The organism is Pseudomonas sp. UBA7530 (assembly GCF_002479365.1).
Classification (GTDB): Bacteria; Pseudomonadota; Gammaproteobacteria; order Pseudomonadales; family Pseudomonadaceae; genus Aquipseudomonas.
Window position 1 is genome coordinate 241805 of sequence record NZ_DLMS01000006.1, and the last position, 17814, is coordinate 259618.

Here is a 17814-nt window from a genome sequence, read left to right on the forward strand (position 1 = left end):
GCGCACCACCACCAGCCAGTACTGATATGGATCAAAGGCCGGCGACAATCCGCCGCGCTTTCTCCAGGCGTTTGGCCCGCGCCGCCTCGGCGATGCGCAGCAAGCCCTTGTCGCGCTGCCACAGTTCCGCCCAAGGCGTCGGCCCGGTCGCCAGAGCGGCCTCCACCTCGCCGGCCAGGGCTTGCTGCTCGGCGAACAGGCCGGCGAGCAACAGATGGGTGGTCGGCGCGTTGGGCGCTTGCCGCGCCACCTCGGCGCAACCGGCGAGCAGCGCCTGCAGGCGCAACAGCAAGGCCTCCGGCCAGTCACACTCACGGCCGATGCCGAACAGCCAGGCGCTCACCGCCGTGAGCACATGCACGTCCTCCAGAGTGCGAAAGGGTTTGACGTAGCCGTCCCAACCGTCGCCGGCCAGGCGCTCGCCCTGCGCCTGCTGCAAGTGCAGGCGCGCATGGCCGATCTCCGGCATCAGCGGCAACGCCGGCAGCGGTTCGATACGCACACCGGGCGCACCCTGGCGCACCACGCCCAAGGCCAGGCGCGGCGCCTGCCCCGCACCCTCCTCGCGCGCCGCCACCAGCAGCCAGTCGGCGCACTCGGCGGCGGTGACGAAATCCTTGCGGCCGCTGAGCTGCAGGCCTTCGATGCGTGTGCCCATGTCCGCCGGGCGGGTGCTGCGATTCTCGGTTACACACAGCGCACCGGCCGTCCACGGCGCCGCTGGCCACAGCACACGCAACGCCGCCTGGTAGCCGGCGAGAAAGGCCAGACCCGGCGTGGCCGCCTGCAGACCGCCCAGCAGAGCCAGATCGAAGGGCTGTGGAGTACCGCCCAGCCGCGCCAGCAGGCGCGTGTACCAGTCTTCCAATCCGGCTTCGGCAGTCAGGCGCTGGACGGGCTGAAACAGGTTGGACCAGGGCATCGCGGCTCTCCTCGTGGGCAGCTTCCGACTGCCGTCACACAAGCATCAAAAAAGCTTCACGGTGATGACACCGCAGCTACCTAGCCTGAGATTGCCCAACAAGATCGCCCGGCTGCAAGCACCCAGCCGGCACACGGAGGATCTGGCATGACTCAAAACGCTCGCCGTCTGCAGGCCGAACGCCTGCATGGCCCCGCCGCCCTGCGTGAAGCCCAGGCCTTGCGCTACCGCGTGTTCAGCGCGGAATTCGACGCCAAGCTCAACGGCGCCGAACTGGGTCTGGACATGGACGACTACGACATCCACTGCCGCCATATCGGCGTGCGTGACCTGGAAAGCGGCCAGCTGGTGGCGACCACCCGCCTGCTCGACCATCAGGCCGCTGCGGGCCTCGGCCGCTACTACAGCGAAGAGGAATTCGCCCTGCACGGCCTGGCCGGCCTCGAAGGCCCGGTGCTGGAAATCGGCCGCACCTGCGTCGATTCCGCCTACCGTAACGGCGCCACCATCGCCGTACTCTGGGGCGAGCTGGCCGAGGTGCTCAACGAAGGCGGCTATCGTTACCTGATGGGCTGCGCCAGCATCTCCATGCAGGACGGCGGCATCCAGGCTCATGCCGTGATGCAGCGCCTGCGCGAGCGCTACCTGTGCACCGAGCACCTGCGCGCCGAACCGAAACACCCGCTGCCGCAACTGGACCTGCCGAGCAACGTCATCGCCGAGATGCCGCCGCTGCTCAAGGCCTACATGCGCCTGGGCGCGAAGATTTGCGGCGAACCCTGCTGGGACAAGGACTTCCAAGTGGCCGACGTGTTCATCCTGCTCAAGCGCGACGAGCTTTGCCCACGCTACGCCCGGCACTTCAAGGCAGCCGTCTGACGCGCCACACATTTAGGAACTTGCATCGCTTGCGCCGGCCCTGTAGACAGAGGCCGGCTTTTTTTATCTGGAGTCCTTCATGACCCGACTGCGCCTTTCCCTGCGCCTGCTGCACCTGGCCCTGGTCATCGCCTTCGGCACGCTGCTGGCAGCCATCGTCAGCCTTTGCGAACGCGTGGTGCGGCATGACCTGATGCCCCTGCGCCAGCGCCTGACGCGCTGGTTCCTGGCGCGCCTGGGCGGTGCCTTGCCGTTTCGCGTGCGAGTCGAAGGCGAGCTGCCGACGCAGCCGATGCTGTGGGTCGCCAACCACGTGTCATGGACCGACATCCCGCTGCTCGGCGCCCTGCAGCCGCTGTCCTTCCTCTCCAAGGCCGAAGTGCGCGCCTGGCCGCTGGCCGGTTGGCTGGCACACAAGGGCGGTACACTGTTCATCCGCCGTGGCGCCGGCGACAGCGGCCAGGTCGGCCAGCAGCTCAGCCGCCACCTGCAACAAGGCCATCACTTGCTGATTTTTCCCGAGGGCACCACCACCGATGGCCTCGCCCTGCGCACTTTCCACGGCCGCCTGCTGAGCAGCGCAATCGACAGCGGCGTGGCGCTGCAGCCGGTGGCCATCCGATACCTGCGCGATGGCCAACCCTGCCCCGTCGCGCCTTTCGTGGGCGACGACGACATGCTCTCGCACCTGCTGCGCCTGCTTTCCAGCTCGGCCTGTGAAGTGGAGATACGCCTGCTCGCGCCGATCCCCAGCGAATCACGCAGCCGCAACGAATTGGCCCGGCACAGCCAGGCCATCATCGCCACGGCACTGCAGTTGGAAACGCCCGCCATGGTGGCGACCGAAGCCGAAGCCGCCTAATCCACCGCGTAGCCCGGATGCGATCCGGGGGCTTTTGCAAGGGCTCCCTGGATTTCATCCAGGCTACAAAGCCGCTCAGCCAGCCGGCGGCACGATCAACGCATCGCTGTCGAGCGAGGCCAGCAGGCGGCTGGCCACACTGCCCAGGAAGAAGCGCGAGACGCCTTCACGAGCATGGGTGCCGAGTACCAGCAGGTCGGCACCGGAGTGACGCAACGCCTCGTCGATCACGCCTTCCGGCGAACCAACCTGCACCAGCAGGCGCTCATGGCCCAGCGACGCGCCCGCAGCATGCAGACGTTCCACCAGTTGCTCACGCAGCAGCTCGCGCTGGCTCTCCAGCGCCTCGGCGCTAAGCCCGGCCTCCATGATCGCGCCCGCTGCCACCGGTTCGACCGCACTGGCCGCGTGCAGGTCGTCGAGGTTCGCCAGGCCCAGCTCACACGCCCGCTTCAGCGCCTGTTGCGAAGTGCGCGACAGGTCCATCGCCAGCAGCGCATGACGGTACTCGTGAGTGACCGGACCATTGACCCGCAGCACCGGCAGATGACTGCTGCGCACGACGCGTTCGAGCGTGGTGCCGACGAAGAAGTCGCGCAACGCCGACTTGCGATGTGCGCCCACCACCAGCAGATCGGCGCCCATGCCCTGGGCACTTTCGACGATCACCATGGCGGCCTCGCCGGTGCCGACGATCACTCGCGGCACACTGCCGCACTGCTCGCCTAGGCGCTCGGCCTGCGCCTGCAGCAGGGTTTCCGCCTGCTGCACCTGACGCTGCACATGCGCAGCCGGTGCGTCGTCATCGATCACGTGCAGCAGGTACCACTCGCCGCCACCCTGGCGACGGATCAGTTGCACGGCGCGCTGCACCGCATGCGCTGAACGCTCGGACAGGTCGGTCGCTACCAGAATCTTGATCATCTCGTTTCCTCCATGTGTTCAAACACCGCGTTACATTCAAGCGTCTGCCGGCGCCGTACTCCTTGATGCAGGTCAGGCAAGACGCGGGAAAGCGGACTAGGGTGATCAGGACTGCTAAACGCGCCACACGCAAGGCAGCCTGGCCCACCGAAGGAGATGCACCCATGGGCAATTCCCCCTCTGAACATAGTGACCACGCCTGGCACGCTTTGACTGCACAACAAGCACTGGAGGCGCAGCACGGCAACGCCAGCGGCCTCAGCCAGGACGAAGCCGAACGACGCCTGCAACGCCACGGCGCCAACCGCCTGCCGCCACCGCAACGCCGTGGGCCGCTGCTGCGCCTGCTCTACCAGTTTCACAACGTACTGCTCTATCTGATGCTGGTCGCCGCGCTGATCACCGCCCTGCTCGGCCATTGGGTCGACACCTCGGTGATTCTCGCCGCGGTACTGATCAACGTGATCATCGGCTTCATTCAGGAAGGCAAGGCGGAGAATGCGCTGGACGCCATCCGCAACATGCTCTCGCCTCACGCCATGGTGCTGCGCGACGGAGAACGCCACGAAATCGATGCCGAACGCCTGGTGCCCGGCGACGTGGTGCTGCTGGTATCCGGCGACAAGGTGCCGGCCGACCTGCGTCTGCTCAGCGTGAAGAACCTGCTGGTGGAAGAGGCCGCGCTGACCGGCGAATCGGTGCCGGTGGAAAAATCCGTGGTGCACTGCAACGTCGATGCTGCGCTCGGCGACCGGCGCTGCATGGCCTATTCCGGCACCCTGGTCAGCAGCGGCCAGGCCACTGGCGTGGTGGTGGCGACCGGCGCCGACACCGAACTGGGGCGCATCGGCGCAATGCTGCAGCAGGTGCAGGCGCTGTCCACGCCGCTGCTGCGACAGATCGAACAATTCAGCCGCTGGTTGGCGGTGATCATCCTGATCCTGGCCTTCGCCACCTTCATCCTCGGCATTCTCTGGCACGGGCAAAGCCCCGGCGACATGTTCATGATGGTGGTGGCGCTCACCGCCTCGGCCATTCCCGAAGGCTTGCCGGCGATCATGACGGTGATCCTCGCCCTCGGCGTGCAGCGCATGGCTGGTCACAACGCCATCGTGCGCCGCCTGCCGGCGGTGGAAACCCTGGGTTCGGTGACGGTGATCTGCTCGGACAAGACCGGCACCCTGACCCGCAACGAGATGACCGTGCAGCGCGTGGTCAGCGCCAGTCGCATTGTCGATGTCTCGGGTGTCGGCTACGCCCCGGAAGGTGCCTTCCATCAGGACGGCGCCCTGCTCGAACCCGACGCCGAACTGCTGGAAATCGCCCGCGCCGCGCAACTGTGCAACGACGCCCGCCTGCAACAGGACGATGCCGGCCACTGGCTGCTGCATGGCGACCCGACCGAAGGCGCACTCCTCACCCTGGCACTGAAAAGTGGTCTCGATATCCAGACGCTGCAGGCTCAGTTGCCACGTAGCGACGCGATTCCGTTCGAGTCCGAGCACCGCTTCATGGCCACCCTGCACCACGACCACGCCGGCCATGGCCTGGTCTACCTCAAGGGCGCCCCCGAACGCGTGCTGGAGATGTGCGCCAGCCAGCGCAGCGCCGACGGCGGTTGCGCGCCACTGGACGCCGATTACTGGCGGCGCCAGGCCACCGACCTGGCAGCCCGAGGGTTGCGCCTGCTGGCGCTGGCCAGCAAGCCGGCCGCAGCCGAACAACGCACGCTGAATTTCGATGATGTCGAAGGCGGGCTGATCCTGCTGGCCCTGGTCGGCATCATCGACCCGCCGCGAGAAGAAGCCATCGCCGCCGTCGCCGAGTGCCAGCGCGCCGGCATCCGGGTGAAGATGATCACCGGCGACCACGCCGAGACCGCCCGCGCCATCGGCGCGCAACTGGGCATTGGCGTCGGCCTGCCGGCGATGACCGGGGCCGAACTGGAACTGCTCAACGACCGCCGCCTGCGCGAGGTGCTGCCCGGCGTCGAGGTATTCGCTCGGGCCAGCCCGGAGCACAAGCTGCGCCTGGTGCAGAACATGCAGGACAGCGGCCAGGTGGTGGCCATGACCGGCGACGGAGTCAACGATGCGCCAGCGCTGAAACGCGCCGACGTGGGCGTGGCCATGGGCCTGAAAGGCACCGAAGCGGCCAAGGAAGCTGCCGAAGTGGTGCTGGCCGACGACAACTTCGCCACCATCGCCGGCGCCGTGCGCGAGGGCCGGGCGATCTACGACAACCTGAAAAAATTCATCCTCTTCGCCCTGCCCACCAACGGTGGGCAGGCGCTGATCGTGATCTTCGCCATTCTGTTCCAGGTGGTATTGCCGATGACCCCGGCGCAGGTCCTCTGGATCAACATGGTCACTTCCAGCACCCTGGGCCTGGCGCTGGCCTTCGAGCCCAGCGAGCGTGGGCTGATGAACCGCGCCCCGCGTGCGCCGAACGAGCCCCTGCTGTCCGGTTTCTTCGTCTGGCGCGTGCTGATGGTCTCGGTGCTGATCGCCGGTGCCGGTATCGGCCTGTTTCTCTGGGAGCTGCAGCTCGGCAGCGACCTGGAGCACGCGCGCAGCGTGGCGGTGAATGCCGTGGTGATGTGCGAGATCTTCTACCTGCTCAACAGCCGCAGCCTGTTCGGCTCGGTACTCAGCCGCGACGGCCTGCTGGGCAACCGCGCGGTGCTGCTGACCATCGCCCTGTGCCTGCTGCTGCAACTGCTGTTCACCTACGCCTCGCCGCTGCAGAACGTGTTCGGCTCGGTTGGCCTGAGCCTGGAGCAATGGTTGCGGGTGCTGTTGGCGGGCCTGGCGCTTTTTGCAGTGGCAGAACTGGAGAAGTGGATGGTGCGGCGTTATCGGTTGCATCCGCAGGCGGTCTGAACATCAGAGAAGCGCTGCGGTGATGTCGTCGCGGCTGAAGCTCCTCCCACGGTGCCAGACGCCCGCTTCTGTGGGAGGCGCTTTAGCGGCGACGGTGACAGGGATGTCGCTGATCCCCGGATTGCATCCGGGCTACGGCTCGCTCCCGCCCTGCTCGGTCTCGGCGAAGGCCATCAGTTCAGGGTAGAAGAGTCGGAAGTCCTCGCTGAGGGGTTCGTAGAGGCGCTCCAGTTCGCTCAGGCTGCCGTCGAGCAACTGCGGTTTTGACAGCCGCCGCTGCATGCCAGCGATCACCTGCTCCAGCACCGCGAACTCGCGGTAGCTGCCCAACCAGTCCTGCGCCGCCATGCGCGGTGCCATCAGCGCCAGACGCCCCGGCAACTCCGGTTCGGCAGCAAGCACCTGATACACCCGGCCGGTGAAGCGCTCCAGCGGCAAAGTGGCATACACCGGCCAGTCACGCGCCAGACAATGGTCGAAGAACAGGTCCAGCAACATGCCCGCCGTACGTCGCCGCGCCAGCGGAAAACGGGCGCGCGCCTGCGCCTGTAGCGGGTGGCTGTCGGTGAAGGCATCGATACGCCGGTGCAGACGGATGGCTGCCTCGATCTGCGCCGGCCAGCGTCCGTTGAGCGGGCCTTTGACGAAATCGCCATAGAGGCTGCCAAGCAGTTGTGATGGCGCGTCGCCGCCGAGATGCAAATGGGCGAGGTAGTTCATCCGGCGAGCTTAGCACTGACAAGACATCGAAGCGGTTGATGGAGACTATCGGAACAAACGATCTGTATATCGCTCAGAGACGATATAAGGTTCGCCACATGCCGATACGCAACGATCACGCTATGGACATCGATCTCGACGCCATCATCAAGGCCCTCGCCCACCCGGTACGCCGCGACATCCTCGACTGGCTGAAGGAACCCGAACGCCACTTCGCCGAACAGGATCATCCGCTGGAAATCGGCGTGTGCGCCGGCAAGATCTTCCTGCGCACCGGGCTTTCGCAGTCCACCGTTTCCGCCCATCTGACCACCCTGCAGCGCGCCGGTCTGGTGACCAGCCGCAAGGTCGGTCAGTGGCACTTCTTCAAGCGTAACGACGAGCTGATCCAGGCCTTCGTCGAGCGCCTAGGCCAGCAACTCTGATTTGACCTCTTCCTTCGGAGAAATCACATGCCCACACTGTTCGACCCCATCCAGATCGGTGATCTGCAGCTGAACAACCGTATCATCATGGCACCGCTGACTCGCTGCCGCGCCGACGAAGGCCGCGTGCCCAACGCGCTGATGGCCGAGTACTACACCCAGCGCGCCTCGGCCGGCCTGATCATCAGCGAAGCCACCGCCGTCACGCCGATGGGCGTGGGCTACCCGGACACCCCTGGCATCTGGTCCGACGAGCAGGTGCGTGGCTGGAGCAACATCACCCAGGCGGTGCACGCCAACGGCGGCAAGATCGTCCTGCAACTGTGGCACGTCGGCCGCATTTCCGACCCGATCTACCTGAACGGTGAACTGCCGGTCGCTCCCAGCGCGATCCAGCCGGCCGGCCACGTCAGCCTGGTGCGCCCGATCAAGGACTATGTCACCCCGCGAGCACTGGAGACCGAAGAGATCGCCGATATCGTCGAGGCGTATCGTCAGGGCGCCGAGAATGCCATGGCGGCCGGTTTTGACGGCGTGGAAATCCACGGTGCCAACGGTTACCTGCTCGACCAGTTCCTGCAGAGCAGCACCAACCAGCGCACCGACCGCTACGGTGGCAACGTCGAGAACCGCGCGCGCCTGCTGCTGGAAGTCACCGATGCCGCGATTTCCGTGTGGGGCGCCGGCCGCGTTGGCGTGCACCTGGCCCCGCGTGCCGACTCGCACGACATGGGCGACGCCAACCGCGCCGAAACCTTCGGCTACGTGGCCCGTGAACTGGGCAAACGCGGCATCGCCTTCATCTGCGCCCGCGAGAAGGCAGGTGACGACAGCCTGACACCGCAACTGAAGAAGGAATTCGGCGGTGTGTTCATCGCCAACGAGCGCTTCACCAAGGATCAGGCCAACGCCTGGCTGGCTGAAGGCAATGCCGATGCGGTGGCCTTCGGCGTCCCCTTCATTGCCAACCCGGATCTGCCGGAGCGCCTGGAGCAGGACGCGGCGCTCAACCAGCCGCATCCGGAAACCTTCTACGGCTCGGGCCCGGTTGGCTATATCGACTATCCGCGCCTGTAAGCCCGACTCAGGAGTGAGGGTTTGTGTGGGAGCGGACTTGTGTGGGAGCGGACTTATCCGCGAACGTGGCCAACGACAAAAAGCTCGCGGACAAGTCCGCTCCCACCGTAATGCTGTTCACATAAGGCTGCACACGTTGGCTCCCCTCTCCCATTTATTGGGGGCACGCCTAGTGGAGAGGGGCTGGGGGAGAAAACACCGAAACCGCCGGTTTCCCCCTCTCCCTAAAGGGGCGAGGGGACTGATCGTGTTTGACCGTTTCTTAAGTGAACAGCATTACGCTCCCACCGGTGTTTAACTCACGACAGCGCAGCACCTGAGCAGCGAGGCATCCCTCCTCGCCTACCTTCAGCGCTGATTGAGCTGCTGCTGCAGATTAGCCACCTGGCTCTGCAGGGTGTTGATGTTGCGCGTCATCTGCGCGCGGAAGGCATCGAATTCGGCGACGTTGGGACCAGCGCTAGGAGCCGGGCGATTGTCCAGCTCACTGCGCAGCACCAGCAGATCCTGCTCCAGGCTGCGGATGGCCTGGGCCGGGTTGCCCTGCTTCTTCAGCGCATCGATATCGCCACCGAGCGTCTTGATCCGGGTATCGAGCTTGGCCAGTTCGGCCTGCGTCGCCTTGGCGTCACCCTGCGCAGCCTTCAGCGCCGTTTGCTCGCTGCTCAGCGCCTGCAGGCGCTTCTCGAAATCGGCGCTGGCGCCAATGCCACTCTTCAGTTCGCTACCCAGTTGCTCGACACGCTTGTCCAGCGCGGCCTGCGCAGTGCCGCTCTGTTGCTGTTGCTTGCTCAGTTCGGCCAGGCGGTTCTCCAGTTGCCGAACCTGCAGCTTGAGCGCCTCGCTGCCGCTGGTGACGTTGGACTCGGTCGCTACCACCTTGCCGGAAATATCCTGAATGCGCCCGGCGGCCTCTTCGCTGATGCGCGCGAAGCTTTCCTGGGTCGCCACCAGGCGCTGTTCCATCAACCCGATCTGTTGCAGGCTCCACCAGCCCAGGCCGGCCAGGGCGAAACTCAGCGCACCGACCAATGCCCACAACGGCCCGGTGCTGGCGCCCTTGGCCACCGGTGCCTTGCTGCTGGTCACGCGGCTGCTGCGCGGGGCCGGCTCTTCACGCGGCTCGGCGAAATCCTCGCGGCGCTCCGGGGTCAGGCTGGGCAGGTTGTCGAGCTCGTCGTTGGCGTCATTACGCATGTTCGGACCTATGGTTGGAACCAGGAAACGGAAATGCCGCGCAGTATACCGATTCGCCACTATGCCATGAGCGTCGCGCCAAGCAGGTGCGCGGCGCACCGACGAAGGGCGCGACAGGGCCATCGACTCGCCCACAGCACAGCAGTTCCGCAAAATTTGAACTGGTACGCACTTTGCTTTTGATCCTTTCGTGAGCGCAGCGATAGCGCACCGCCCACGAGCCAGCAGGCGGCCCGAAAGTTCTGCAATGCAATCAGCACGAGCATACGTGTTACAGCCGCCGGGAAGCGGCTGGCCAGGTCACGGCGAGCGAGGACGGCTGCAACCCGTGCCCCTTCAACCAACCGGGGGAAGTCGCAATGGAACTGAATAAAGAAATACTGGACTGCATGAAAGCGCTGCGTCGTCGCCTACGCGAAGAGCAGGCAGTGGACATTCGCCTCAGCCAGCCCAACGCCATCGGTGCCATGCTCGATGGCAGTCTGAAGTCCGATGACGAAGAAACCCGTAGCCTGGGCAGGCGCCTGGCCGAGCTGTCCGATCAACCCCAACGCGTCGCGACGCCCGAGGCTGCAGTGGAACTGCCAGTCGGCAGCGCCACCGGCTCGGTGCGTATCTATCGCGGCCAGCGCGTCTACGCCTGAGGTCCCATCTGCGCCTGCCACCAGGTGCAGAATTCATCCAGTGCATCCCACAGGCTGGCCCTGGGCTCGTAGCCAAGGTACTCGCGAGCGCGGTCGATGTTCAGGGAGAAATCCCTGGCCATCACCGCCACGCCCAGGCGAAACAGGCTCGGTTCGGATCTCCCGGGCAACAGGCGACACACACCTTCGTTGAGCGTCGCCGCAGCATAGGCCAGCGGCAACGGCACATGCCGCGTCACCGGCGGCAGTTCCAGGCGGCGCAGCACATAGTTGACCACATCCCACAACGGCACCGGAGCGCCATTGCTGATGTTGTACACCTGGCCGAGCGCCGCGCCGCCCACCTGTAACGAACTGAGCAAAGCGTCGTTGAGATTGTGCACGCTGGTGAAGTCGACCTTGTTCAGGCCGTTGCCGATGATCACTAGACGGCCCTTGCGCTGCATGCCGATCAAGCGCGGGAAGATGCTGGTGTCGCCCGCGCCGGTGACGAAACGCGGGCGCAGGGCGATCACCTCCAGACCGAACTCCTGCGCGGCGAACACCTGCTGTTCGGCCAGATACTTGGTTTTGCCGTAGTGATCGGAGAAACGCTTGGGCACCTGCTCCTCGCGGATATCGACATGGGATTTCCCATCGAAGTAGATCGAGGGTGACGAAAGGTGCACCAGGCGCTGCACCTTCTGCTTGAGGCAGGCGTCGACGATGTTCTCGGTGACCGTCACGTTGGCCTGATGGAAATGCCCGTAGTCGCCCCACACGCCAACGGCCCCCGCGCAATGCACCACGGCCTCGACATCCTGGCACAGCGCCTGGGCCAGTTCGGCATCGCCAAGATCGCCCTGGACGAACTCGGCGCCGCGTTTGATCAGGTGTTGCACACCCTCGGCACGGCGACCGTTGACCCGCACCGCCAGGCCCTGTTCGAGGGCGAAACGTGCGAAGCGCCCACCGATGAAACCACTCGCGCCGGTGACCAGAATCTTCATCGTATCCCCTTAATATCGATTCTTGTAATCGCCGCACTCTAGCAGCGCTCAGTGCGGCCTGCGCTGTCGGCGGCAGCCAGAACGACGACCCAGCAGGCCGCCTAGGCGTGCAGCGACACCAGCACCGAAGCCGAGTGGCGACGCAGCTGTTCGGTCAACTCGCCGAGCAGTTCACCGCCGTTGCGCCAGTGGTGCCAGTACAGCGGCACATCGATGAAGCGCTCCGGCACCAGATCCACCAGCCTGCCGCCGGCCAGCGCCTCACGCACCTGCAACTCCGGCACCAGGCCCCAGCCCAGGCCGCCTTCGGTCAGCCGTACAAAGCCTTCCGATGAGGGGCATAAGTGATAGGCAAAGGCTCCGGTCACCCCCAGCCCCGCGAGGTAGCGGTGCTGCAGTTGATCATCCGGGCCGTAAACGATGGCCGGTGCCCGCGCCAGCGCCTCGGCGGTGACGCCAGCGGGAAAGTGTCGGGCGATGAAGGCCGGGCTGGCCAGCGCGCGATAACGCATCGCCCCCAGCGCCAGGCTGCGCGCGCCCGCCACCGGACGCTCGGCAGCACACACGCAGCCTGCCACCTCACCCGCGCGCATTCGTTTGAGACCGACTTCCTGATCTTCCACCACCAGCTCCATCAGCACCTGCTGGGCGGCGCAGAACCCGGCCGTGGCGGCCGCCCACCAGGTGGCCAGACTATCGGCGTTGATGGCGATACGCAGACGCTCGGGCAAGGCCTGTTCATCCAGCCCCGGCACCTGCCCCTGCAGATCGCGCTCGAGCAGGCGCACCTGCTGCACGTGGTTGAGCAGACGTCGACCGGTCTCGGTGGGTGCCGGCGGCGTGGCGCGCACCAGCACCGGCTGGCCGACCCGCGCCTCGAGCAACTTGATGCGTTGCGAAACCGCCGATTGCGACAGGCCCAGCACCTGCGCCGCGCGTTCGAAGCCGGCCTGTTCCACCACTGCCGCCAGGGCAGCCAGAAGTTTGTAATCGAACATCGATTTTCCTAATGAGCGATCAGCAATATTGCTTTCTCTTATACATCCAGTCGCCGCAGACTCGCCAGCATTCACCCACGATCAGGAGCCTGCCATGTCTGGCGAAACCGACCTCGCGCGCCTGCTGCAAAGCATGACGCCGCAGCTCAACCCCGGTCAGTACGTGTTCTGCTGCGTCGCAGCCGAGCATGACTGCAGCGGCCTGCAGCCCATCGCCAGCCTGCGCGAAACCGAAGGCCTTAGCCTGGTGCTGCCGCGCGAAGTCGCCGACGCGCACAACCTGAGCTACGACTATGTCGCAGCGTGGATCACCCTTGAGGTGCATTCGTCGCTGGCCGCTGTCGGTTTGACCGCTTCCTTCTCCACCGCCCTGGCGCAGGCGGGGATCAGTTGTAACGTGGTCGCAGGCTTTCACCACGACCACCTGTTCGTGCCCATCGAGCGAGCCGAAAAGGCGCTGTCCACCCTGCGCGCCCTGTCAGCGGCGTCCCTGCCGGAGCCAGCCTGATGTGGCAGAGCTACGGTAACGGCCTGTTGGTGGCCATCGGTCTGATCATGGCCATCGGCGCCCAGAATGCCTTTGTCCTGGCACAGAGCCTGCGCCGCGAACATCACCTGCCGGTGGCCGCGTTGTGCATCGTCTGCGACGCGGTGCTGGTAGCGGCCGGCGTGTTCGGCCTGGCCACCTTGCTGACGCAGAGCCCGACGCTGCTGGCCATCGCCCGCTGGGGCGGTGCCGCCTTTCTCATCTGGTATGGCAGCCAGGCGCTACTGCGCGCTGCCCGCCCGCAAGCGCTGCAGGCGGCCGGCAGCGAACCCCGTTCGCTTCGAGCGGTGATGCTCGCGGCGCTGGCGGTCACCCTGCTCAACCCGCACGTCTATCTGGATACGGTGCTGCTGATCGGCTCGCTCGGTGCCCAGCAACCGGAGCCGGGCGCGTATGCGGCGGGGGCGGCCAGCGCCTCCTTCCTCTGGTTCAGCACTCTGGCAATCGGCGCGGCCTGGCTGGCGCCGTGGCTGGCAAGGCCGTTGACCTGGCGCCTGATCGATCTGGGCGTGGCGGCGATGATGTTCGCGGTAGCGTCGCAGTTGGTATTCGAGGCGCTCTGAAGGGTTCCGGCGATCAAGGCGTGTCGCGCCCCCGCCTTGGCGATGGACTATCCTCCAATACGAAGGCCACAGAGGCGGGTTGCACCTTTACCTTCTTAGCCAATACGGGAGTGTTTCAGGCAACGAGCAACGTCCGTCGGGTCAGCGAAAAATAATGGTTGCACCTGGTTGCACCCATATATTTCCGGGATTAATCTCCTGCAACTTTTTGCCGTGAATAACCCGAACAAGTAGGACACCCTCCATGGCTACCACGACCCTTGGCGTAAAACTCGACGATGCCACCCGCGAGCGCTTGAAGACCGCTGCGGCAAAGATCGACCGCACCCCGCACTGGATGATCAAGCAGGCGATCTTCAATTATCTGGAGCAAGTCGAGAGTGGCCTGACGCCCGCCGAGCATGCCGGCCTGGCCGCTGCCGCCGGTGAAGAGGCGCTGGAGTCGCTGACCGAACAGGGCCTGCAGGTATTCCTCGATTTTGCCGAGAGCATCCTGCCGCAGTCGGTGCTGCGCGCCGCCATCACCAGCGCCTACCGCCGTCCGGAAACCGAAGTGGTGCCGATGCTGCTGGAGCAGGCGCGTCTGAACCCGCAGCAGGCCGAGGCCTCGCAGAAACTGGCTCTCGGCATCGCCGAGAAGCTGCGCAACCAGAAGAACGCCAGCGGCCGCCAGGGCCTGGTGCAAGGCCTGCTGCAGGAATTCTCGCTGTCGTCGCAGGAAGGTGTGGCGCTGATGTGCCTGGCCGAAGCCCTGCTGCGTATTCCCGACAAGGCCACCCGTGACGCGCTGATCCGCGACAAGATCGCCAACGGCAACTGGAGCCAGCACCTCGGCCAGAGCCCGTCGATGTTCGTCAACGCGGCGAGCTGGGGCCTGCTGATCACCGGCAAACTGGTGTCCACCCACAACGAGGCCGGCATGACCTCGGCGCTCAACCGCATCATCGGCAAGAGTGGCGAGCCGGTGATCCGCAAGGGCGTGGACATGGCCATGCGCCTGATGGGCGAGCAGTTCGTTACCGGCGAAACCATCGCCGAAGCCCTGGCCAACGCCGCCAACCTGGAAGCCAAGGGCTTCCGCTATTCCTACGACATGCTCGGTGAAGCCGCGCTGACCGAAGAAGACGCCAAGCGCTACCTGGCCTCCTACGAGCAGGCCATCCACGCCATTGGCAAGGCCTCCCATGGCCGCGGCATCTACGAAGGTCCGGGCATCTCGATCAAGCTCTCCGCCCTGCACCCACGCTATAGCCGCGCCCAGTACGAGCGCGTGATGGACGAGCTGTACCCGACCTTGCTGGGCCTGACCCAACTGGCCAAGCAGTACGACATCGGCATCAACATCGACGCCGAGGAAGCCGACCGCCTGGAGCTGTCGCTGGACCTGCTCGAGCGCCTGTGCTTCGAACCGAGCCTGGCCGGCTGGAACGGCATCGGCTTCGTCATCCAGGCCTACCAGAAGCGCTGCCCTTACGTGATCGACTACGTCATCGACCTGGCCAAGCGCAGCCGTCATCGCCTGATGATCCGTCTGGTCAAGGGCGCCTACTGGGACAGCGAAATCAAGCTGGCCCAGGTCAACGGCCTGGAAGGCTACCCGGTCTACACGCGCAAGCCGTACACCGACCTGTCCTACATCGCCTGCGCGCGCAAACTGCTGGCCGCGCCGGAAGCCATCTACCCGCAATTCGCCACGCACAACGCCCACTCGCTGTCGGCCATCTATCACCTGGCCGGGCAGAACTACTACCCGGGCCAGTACGAGTTCCAGTGCCTGCACGGCATGGGCGAGCCGCTGTACGAGCAGGTGGTGGGCAAGATCAAGGATGGCAAGCTCAACCGTCCGTGCCGCATCTACGCGCCGGTGGGCAGCCACGAAACCCTGCTGGCCTACCTGGTGCGCCGCCTGCTGGAAAACGGCGCCAACACCAGCTTCGTCAACCGCATCGCCGACCACAGCATCTCGCTCAAGGATCTGGTCCTCGACCCAGTGCAGCAGGTCGAGCAGATGGCCGCGCAGGAAGGCACCGTCGGCCTGCCGCATCCGCGCATCGCGCTGCCGCGCGACCTGTACGGTAGCGAGCGGGTGAACTCCGCCGGCCTCGACCTGGCCAACGAACACCGTCTCGGCTCGCTGTCCTCGGCGCTGCTGTCGACCGTCAACCACAGCTACCTGGCCGAACCGATGCTTGGCTGCGAAAGCGCCAACCCCGGCGAGCCGGAGCCGGTGCGCAACCCGGCCGATCACCGCGACCTGGTCGGCCACGTGCGCGAAGCCGGCGTCAAGGATGTCGACAGCGCCATCCTCTGCGCCCTGGCCAGCGGGCAGATCTGGCAGTCCACCCTGCCGACCGAGCGCGCCGCCGTGCTGGAACGCGCCGCCGACCTGATGGAAGCCGAGCTGCAACAACTGATGGGCCTGCTGGTGCGCGAGTCCGGCAAGAGCTTCGCCAATGCCATCGCCGAAGTACGCGAGGCAGTGGACTTCCTCCGTTACTACGCAATCCAGGCGCGCAGCTTCGGCAATGACAGCCACCGCCCGCTTGGCCCGGTGGTGTGCATCAGCCCGTGGAACTTCCCATTGGCGATCTTCACCGGCCAGGTCTGTGCCGCGCTGGCCGCCGGCAACACCGTGCTGGCCAAGCCGGCCGAGCAGACCCCACTGATCGCCGCCCAGGCCGTGCGCATTCTGCTCGAAGCGGGCGTACCGGCCGGCGCCGTGCAGCTGCTGCCGGGCCGTGGCGAAACCGTCGGCGCACGTCTGGTAGGTGACGAGCGCGTGCGTGGCGTGATGTTCACCGGTTCCACCGAAGTGGCCGGCCTCCTTCAACGCAACATCGCCGGGCGCCTCGACGCGCAAGGCCGTACCATCCCGCTGATCGCCGAAACCGGTGGCCTCAACGCCATGATCGTCGACTCCTCGGCGCTGACCGAGCAGGTGGTGATGGACGTGGTCTCCTCCGCATTCGACAGCGCCGGCCAGCGTTGCTCGGCCCTGCGCGTGCTGTGCGTGCAGGACGACGTGGCCGACCGCGTGCTGACCATGCTCAAGGGCGCCATGGCCGAATACACCCTCGGCAACCCGGAACGCCTGAACACCGACATCGGTCCGGTGATCGACGCCGAAGCCAAGGCCGGCATCGAAACCCACATCGCCAAGCTGCGCGAAAAAGGCCGTAAGGTCACTCAGCTGGCGCGCGTCAACGGTGACGAGATCAAGCGCGGCACCTTCGTCGTGCCGACTCTGATCGAGCTGGACAGCTTCGACGAGATGAAGCGCGAGATCTTCGGCCCGGTGCTGCACGTTGTGCGCTACCAGCGCGCGGATCTGGGCAAACTGCTGCAGCAGATCAACGACAGCGGCTACGGCCTGACCCTCGGCGTGCACACCCGCATCGACGAGACCATCGCCCAGGTGGTCGGCACCGCCAAGGTCGGCAACCTGTATGTGAACCGCAACATGGTCGGCGCCGTGGTCGGCGTGCAGCCGTTCGGTGGTGAAGGCCTGTCCGGCACCGGCCCGAAAGCCGGTGGCCCGCTGTACCTGTATCGCCTGCTGTCGACCCGTCCGCAGGAGGCTGTTGCCAGCTACCTGCAACAGGCCGAGGTGCAGGTGCTACCGGCACCGACCGAGCTGGACAAGGTACGCGCCGCCTTCGCCGAGTGGGCAGGCAAGCAGGAGCCGGCCATCGCCGCGCTGTTCGAGCAGTACCGCGCGCTGTCGCAAAGCTACAGTAGCCACAGCCTCACCGGCCCGACCGGCGAGCGCAACAGCTACACCCTGCTGCCGCGTGAGCACGTGCTGAACCTGGCCGACGAGCGCAGCGACCTACTGGCCCAGTTGGCTGCCACTCTGGCGGTGGGCAGCAAGGCGATCTGGCTGGACAGCCAGCGCGCGCTGCATGCCGAACTGCCTAAGGAGGTGCAGAAGCACATTCAGTTGGTAGCCGACTGGAATAGCGTCGACGTGGAGCTGGACGCCATCCTGCACCACGGCGACTCCGACCAGCTGCGCGCAGTCAGCGAGCAGGCGGCGCAGCGCAAGGGCGCCATCGTCGGCGTGCATGGCCTGAACAAGGGCGAGACCGACATCGCCCTGGAACGCCTGCTGGTGGAGCACGCCCTGAGCGTCAACACTGCTGCGGCCGGCGGCAACGCCAGCCTGATGACCATCGGTTAAGCGCC

15 protein-coding genes are annotated in these 17814 nt (G+C 65.8%); 9 read left to right on the plus strand and 6 right to left on the minus strand.

Features of this window, described 5'->3' with window-relative positions; genetic code table 11:
• Positions 1-31: 31 nt before the first annotated feature.
• The gene (locus B2U07_RS11040; RefSeq protein ID WP_275547820.1) at positions 32-922 is read right to left on the minus strand and encodes an acyl-CoA dehydrogenase family protein; all 891 of its coding nucleotides are present in this window, start codon (positions 920-922) and stop codon (positions 32-34) included.
• A gap of 147 nt (positions 923-1069) precedes the next feature.
• On the opposite strand from B2U07_RS11040, the gene olsB reads away from it, so the two are divergent.
• Together olsB and B2U07_RS11050 are read left to right on the plus strand one after the other, a co-directional pair.
• Positions 1070-1801, plus strand: a complete 732-nt coding sequence (gene olsB, locus B2U07_RS11045; protein WP_275547821.1) for an L-ornithine N(alpha)-acyltransferase — start codon at positions 1070-1072, stop codon at positions 1799-1801.
• Between the two features lie 79 nt (positions 1802-1880).
• The gene (locus B2U07_RS11050; RefSeq protein WP_275547822.1) at positions 1881-2663 is read left to right on the plus strand and encodes a lysophospholipid acyltransferase family protein; all 783 of its coding nucleotides are present in this window, start codon (positions 1881-1883) and stop codon (positions 2661-2663) included.
• 75 nt (positions 2664-2738) lie between these two features.
• Here the strand turns inward: B2U07_RS11050 and B2U07_RS11055 are convergent, their stop codons facing one another.
• Positions 2739-3587, minus strand: coding sequence for a universal stress protein (locus tag B2U07_RS11055; protein ID WP_275547823.1), 849 nt, complete (start codon positions 3585-3587; stop codon positions 2739-2741).
• 164 nt (positions 3588-3751) lie between these two features.
• On the opposite strand from B2U07_RS11055, the gene B2U07_RS11060 reads away from it, so the two are divergent.
• A complete protein-coding gene (locus B2U07_RS11060) occupies positions 3752-6469 on the plus strand; it encodes a cation-transporting P-type ATPase (RefSeq protein ID WP_275547824.1) in 2718 nt (905 codons plus the stop codon).
• Between the two features lie 132 nt (positions 6470-6601).
• Here the strand turns inward: B2U07_RS11060 and B2U07_RS11065 are convergent, their stop codons facing one another.
• Positions 6602-7189, minus strand: coding sequence for an ACP phosphodiesterase (locus B2U07_RS11065; protein WP_275547825.1), 588 nt, complete (start codon positions 7187-7189; stop codon positions 6602-6604).
• Positions 7190-7311: 122 nt separating this feature from the next.
• Between B2U07_RS11065 and B2U07_RS11070 the strand changes: the two genes are divergently transcribed.
• Together B2U07_RS11070 and B2U07_RS11075 are read left to right on the plus strand one after the other, a co-directional pair.
• Positions 7312-7614 (plus strand): ArsR/SmtB family transcription factor, encoded by a 303-nt coding sequence (locus tag B2U07_RS11070; protein WP_041769672.1) that lies wholly within the window; start codon positions 7312-7314, stop codon positions 7612-7614.
• 27 nt (positions 7615-7641) lie between these two features.
• Entirely contained in the window at positions 7642-8691 is a 1050-nt protein-coding gene (locus tag B2U07_RS11075; RefSeq protein WP_275547826.1) for an alkene reductase, read from the plus strand.
• Between the two features lie 348 nt (positions 8692-9039).
• On the opposite strand, the gene B2U07_RS11080 is transcribed toward B2U07_RS11075, so the two are convergent.
• A complete protein-coding gene (locus B2U07_RS11080) occupies positions 9040-9888 on the minus strand; it encodes an ATPase (RefSeq protein ID WP_275547827.1) in 849 nt (282 codons plus the stop codon).
• A 359-nt stretch (positions 9889-10247) separates the two neighbouring features.
• Between B2U07_RS11080 and B2U07_RS11085 the strand changes: the two genes are divergently transcribed.
• Positions 10248-10532 carry a hypothetical protein gene (locus B2U07_RS11085; RefSeq protein WP_275547828.1) on the plus strand — a complete coding sequence of 95 codons (285 nt, stop codon included), beginning with the start codon at positions 10248-10250 and terminating at the stop codon, positions 10530-10532.
• Here B2U07_RS11085 and B2U07_RS11090 read toward each other — a convergent pair.
• Positions 10523-11521: an NAD-dependent epimerase/dehydratase family protein gene (locus tag B2U07_RS11090; RefSeq protein WP_275547829.1), complete on the minus strand. Its 999-nt coding sequence runs from the start codon at positions 11519-11521 to the stop codon at positions 10523-10525. The genes B2U07_RS11085 and B2U07_RS11090 overlap by 10 nt on opposite strands.
• 101 nt (positions 11522-11622) lie before the next feature.
• Positions 11623-12519 carry a LysR family transcriptional regulator ArgP gene (locus B2U07_RS11095; RefSeq protein WP_275547830.1) on the minus strand — a complete coding sequence of 299 codons (897 nt, stop codon included), beginning with the start codon at positions 12517-12519 and terminating at the stop codon, positions 11623-11625.
• A 94-nt stretch (positions 12520-12613) separates the two neighbouring features.
• Between B2U07_RS11095 and B2U07_RS11100 the strand changes: the two genes are divergently transcribed.
• The 3 genes from B2U07_RS11100 to putA all read left to right on the plus strand — a co-directional run bounded on the left by B2U07_RS11100 (position 12614) and on the right by putA (position 17809).
• Positions 12614-13027 (plus strand): ACT domain-containing protein, encoded by a 414-nt coding sequence (locus tag B2U07_RS11100; protein WP_197854909.1) that lies wholly within the window; start codon positions 12614-12616, stop codon positions 13025-13027.
• The gene (locus B2U07_RS11105; RefSeq protein WP_275547831.1) at positions 13027-13629 is read left to right on the plus strand and encodes a LysE/ArgO family amino acid transporter; all 603 of its coding nucleotides are present in this window, start codon (positions 13027-13029) and stop codon (positions 13627-13629) included. The genes B2U07_RS11100 and B2U07_RS11105 overlap by 1 nt, the downstream gene beginning before the upstream one ends.
• 244 nt (positions 13630-13873) lie before the next feature.
• The gene (gene putA / locus B2U07_RS11110) at positions 13874-17809 is read left to right on the plus strand and encodes a trifunctional transcriptional regulator/proline dehydrogenase/L-glutamate gamma-semialdehyde dehydrogenase (RefSeq protein ID WP_275547832.1); all 3936 of its coding nucleotides are present in this window, start codon (positions 13874-13876) and stop codon (positions 17807-17809) included.
• Positions 17810-17814: the final 5 nt, after the last annotated feature.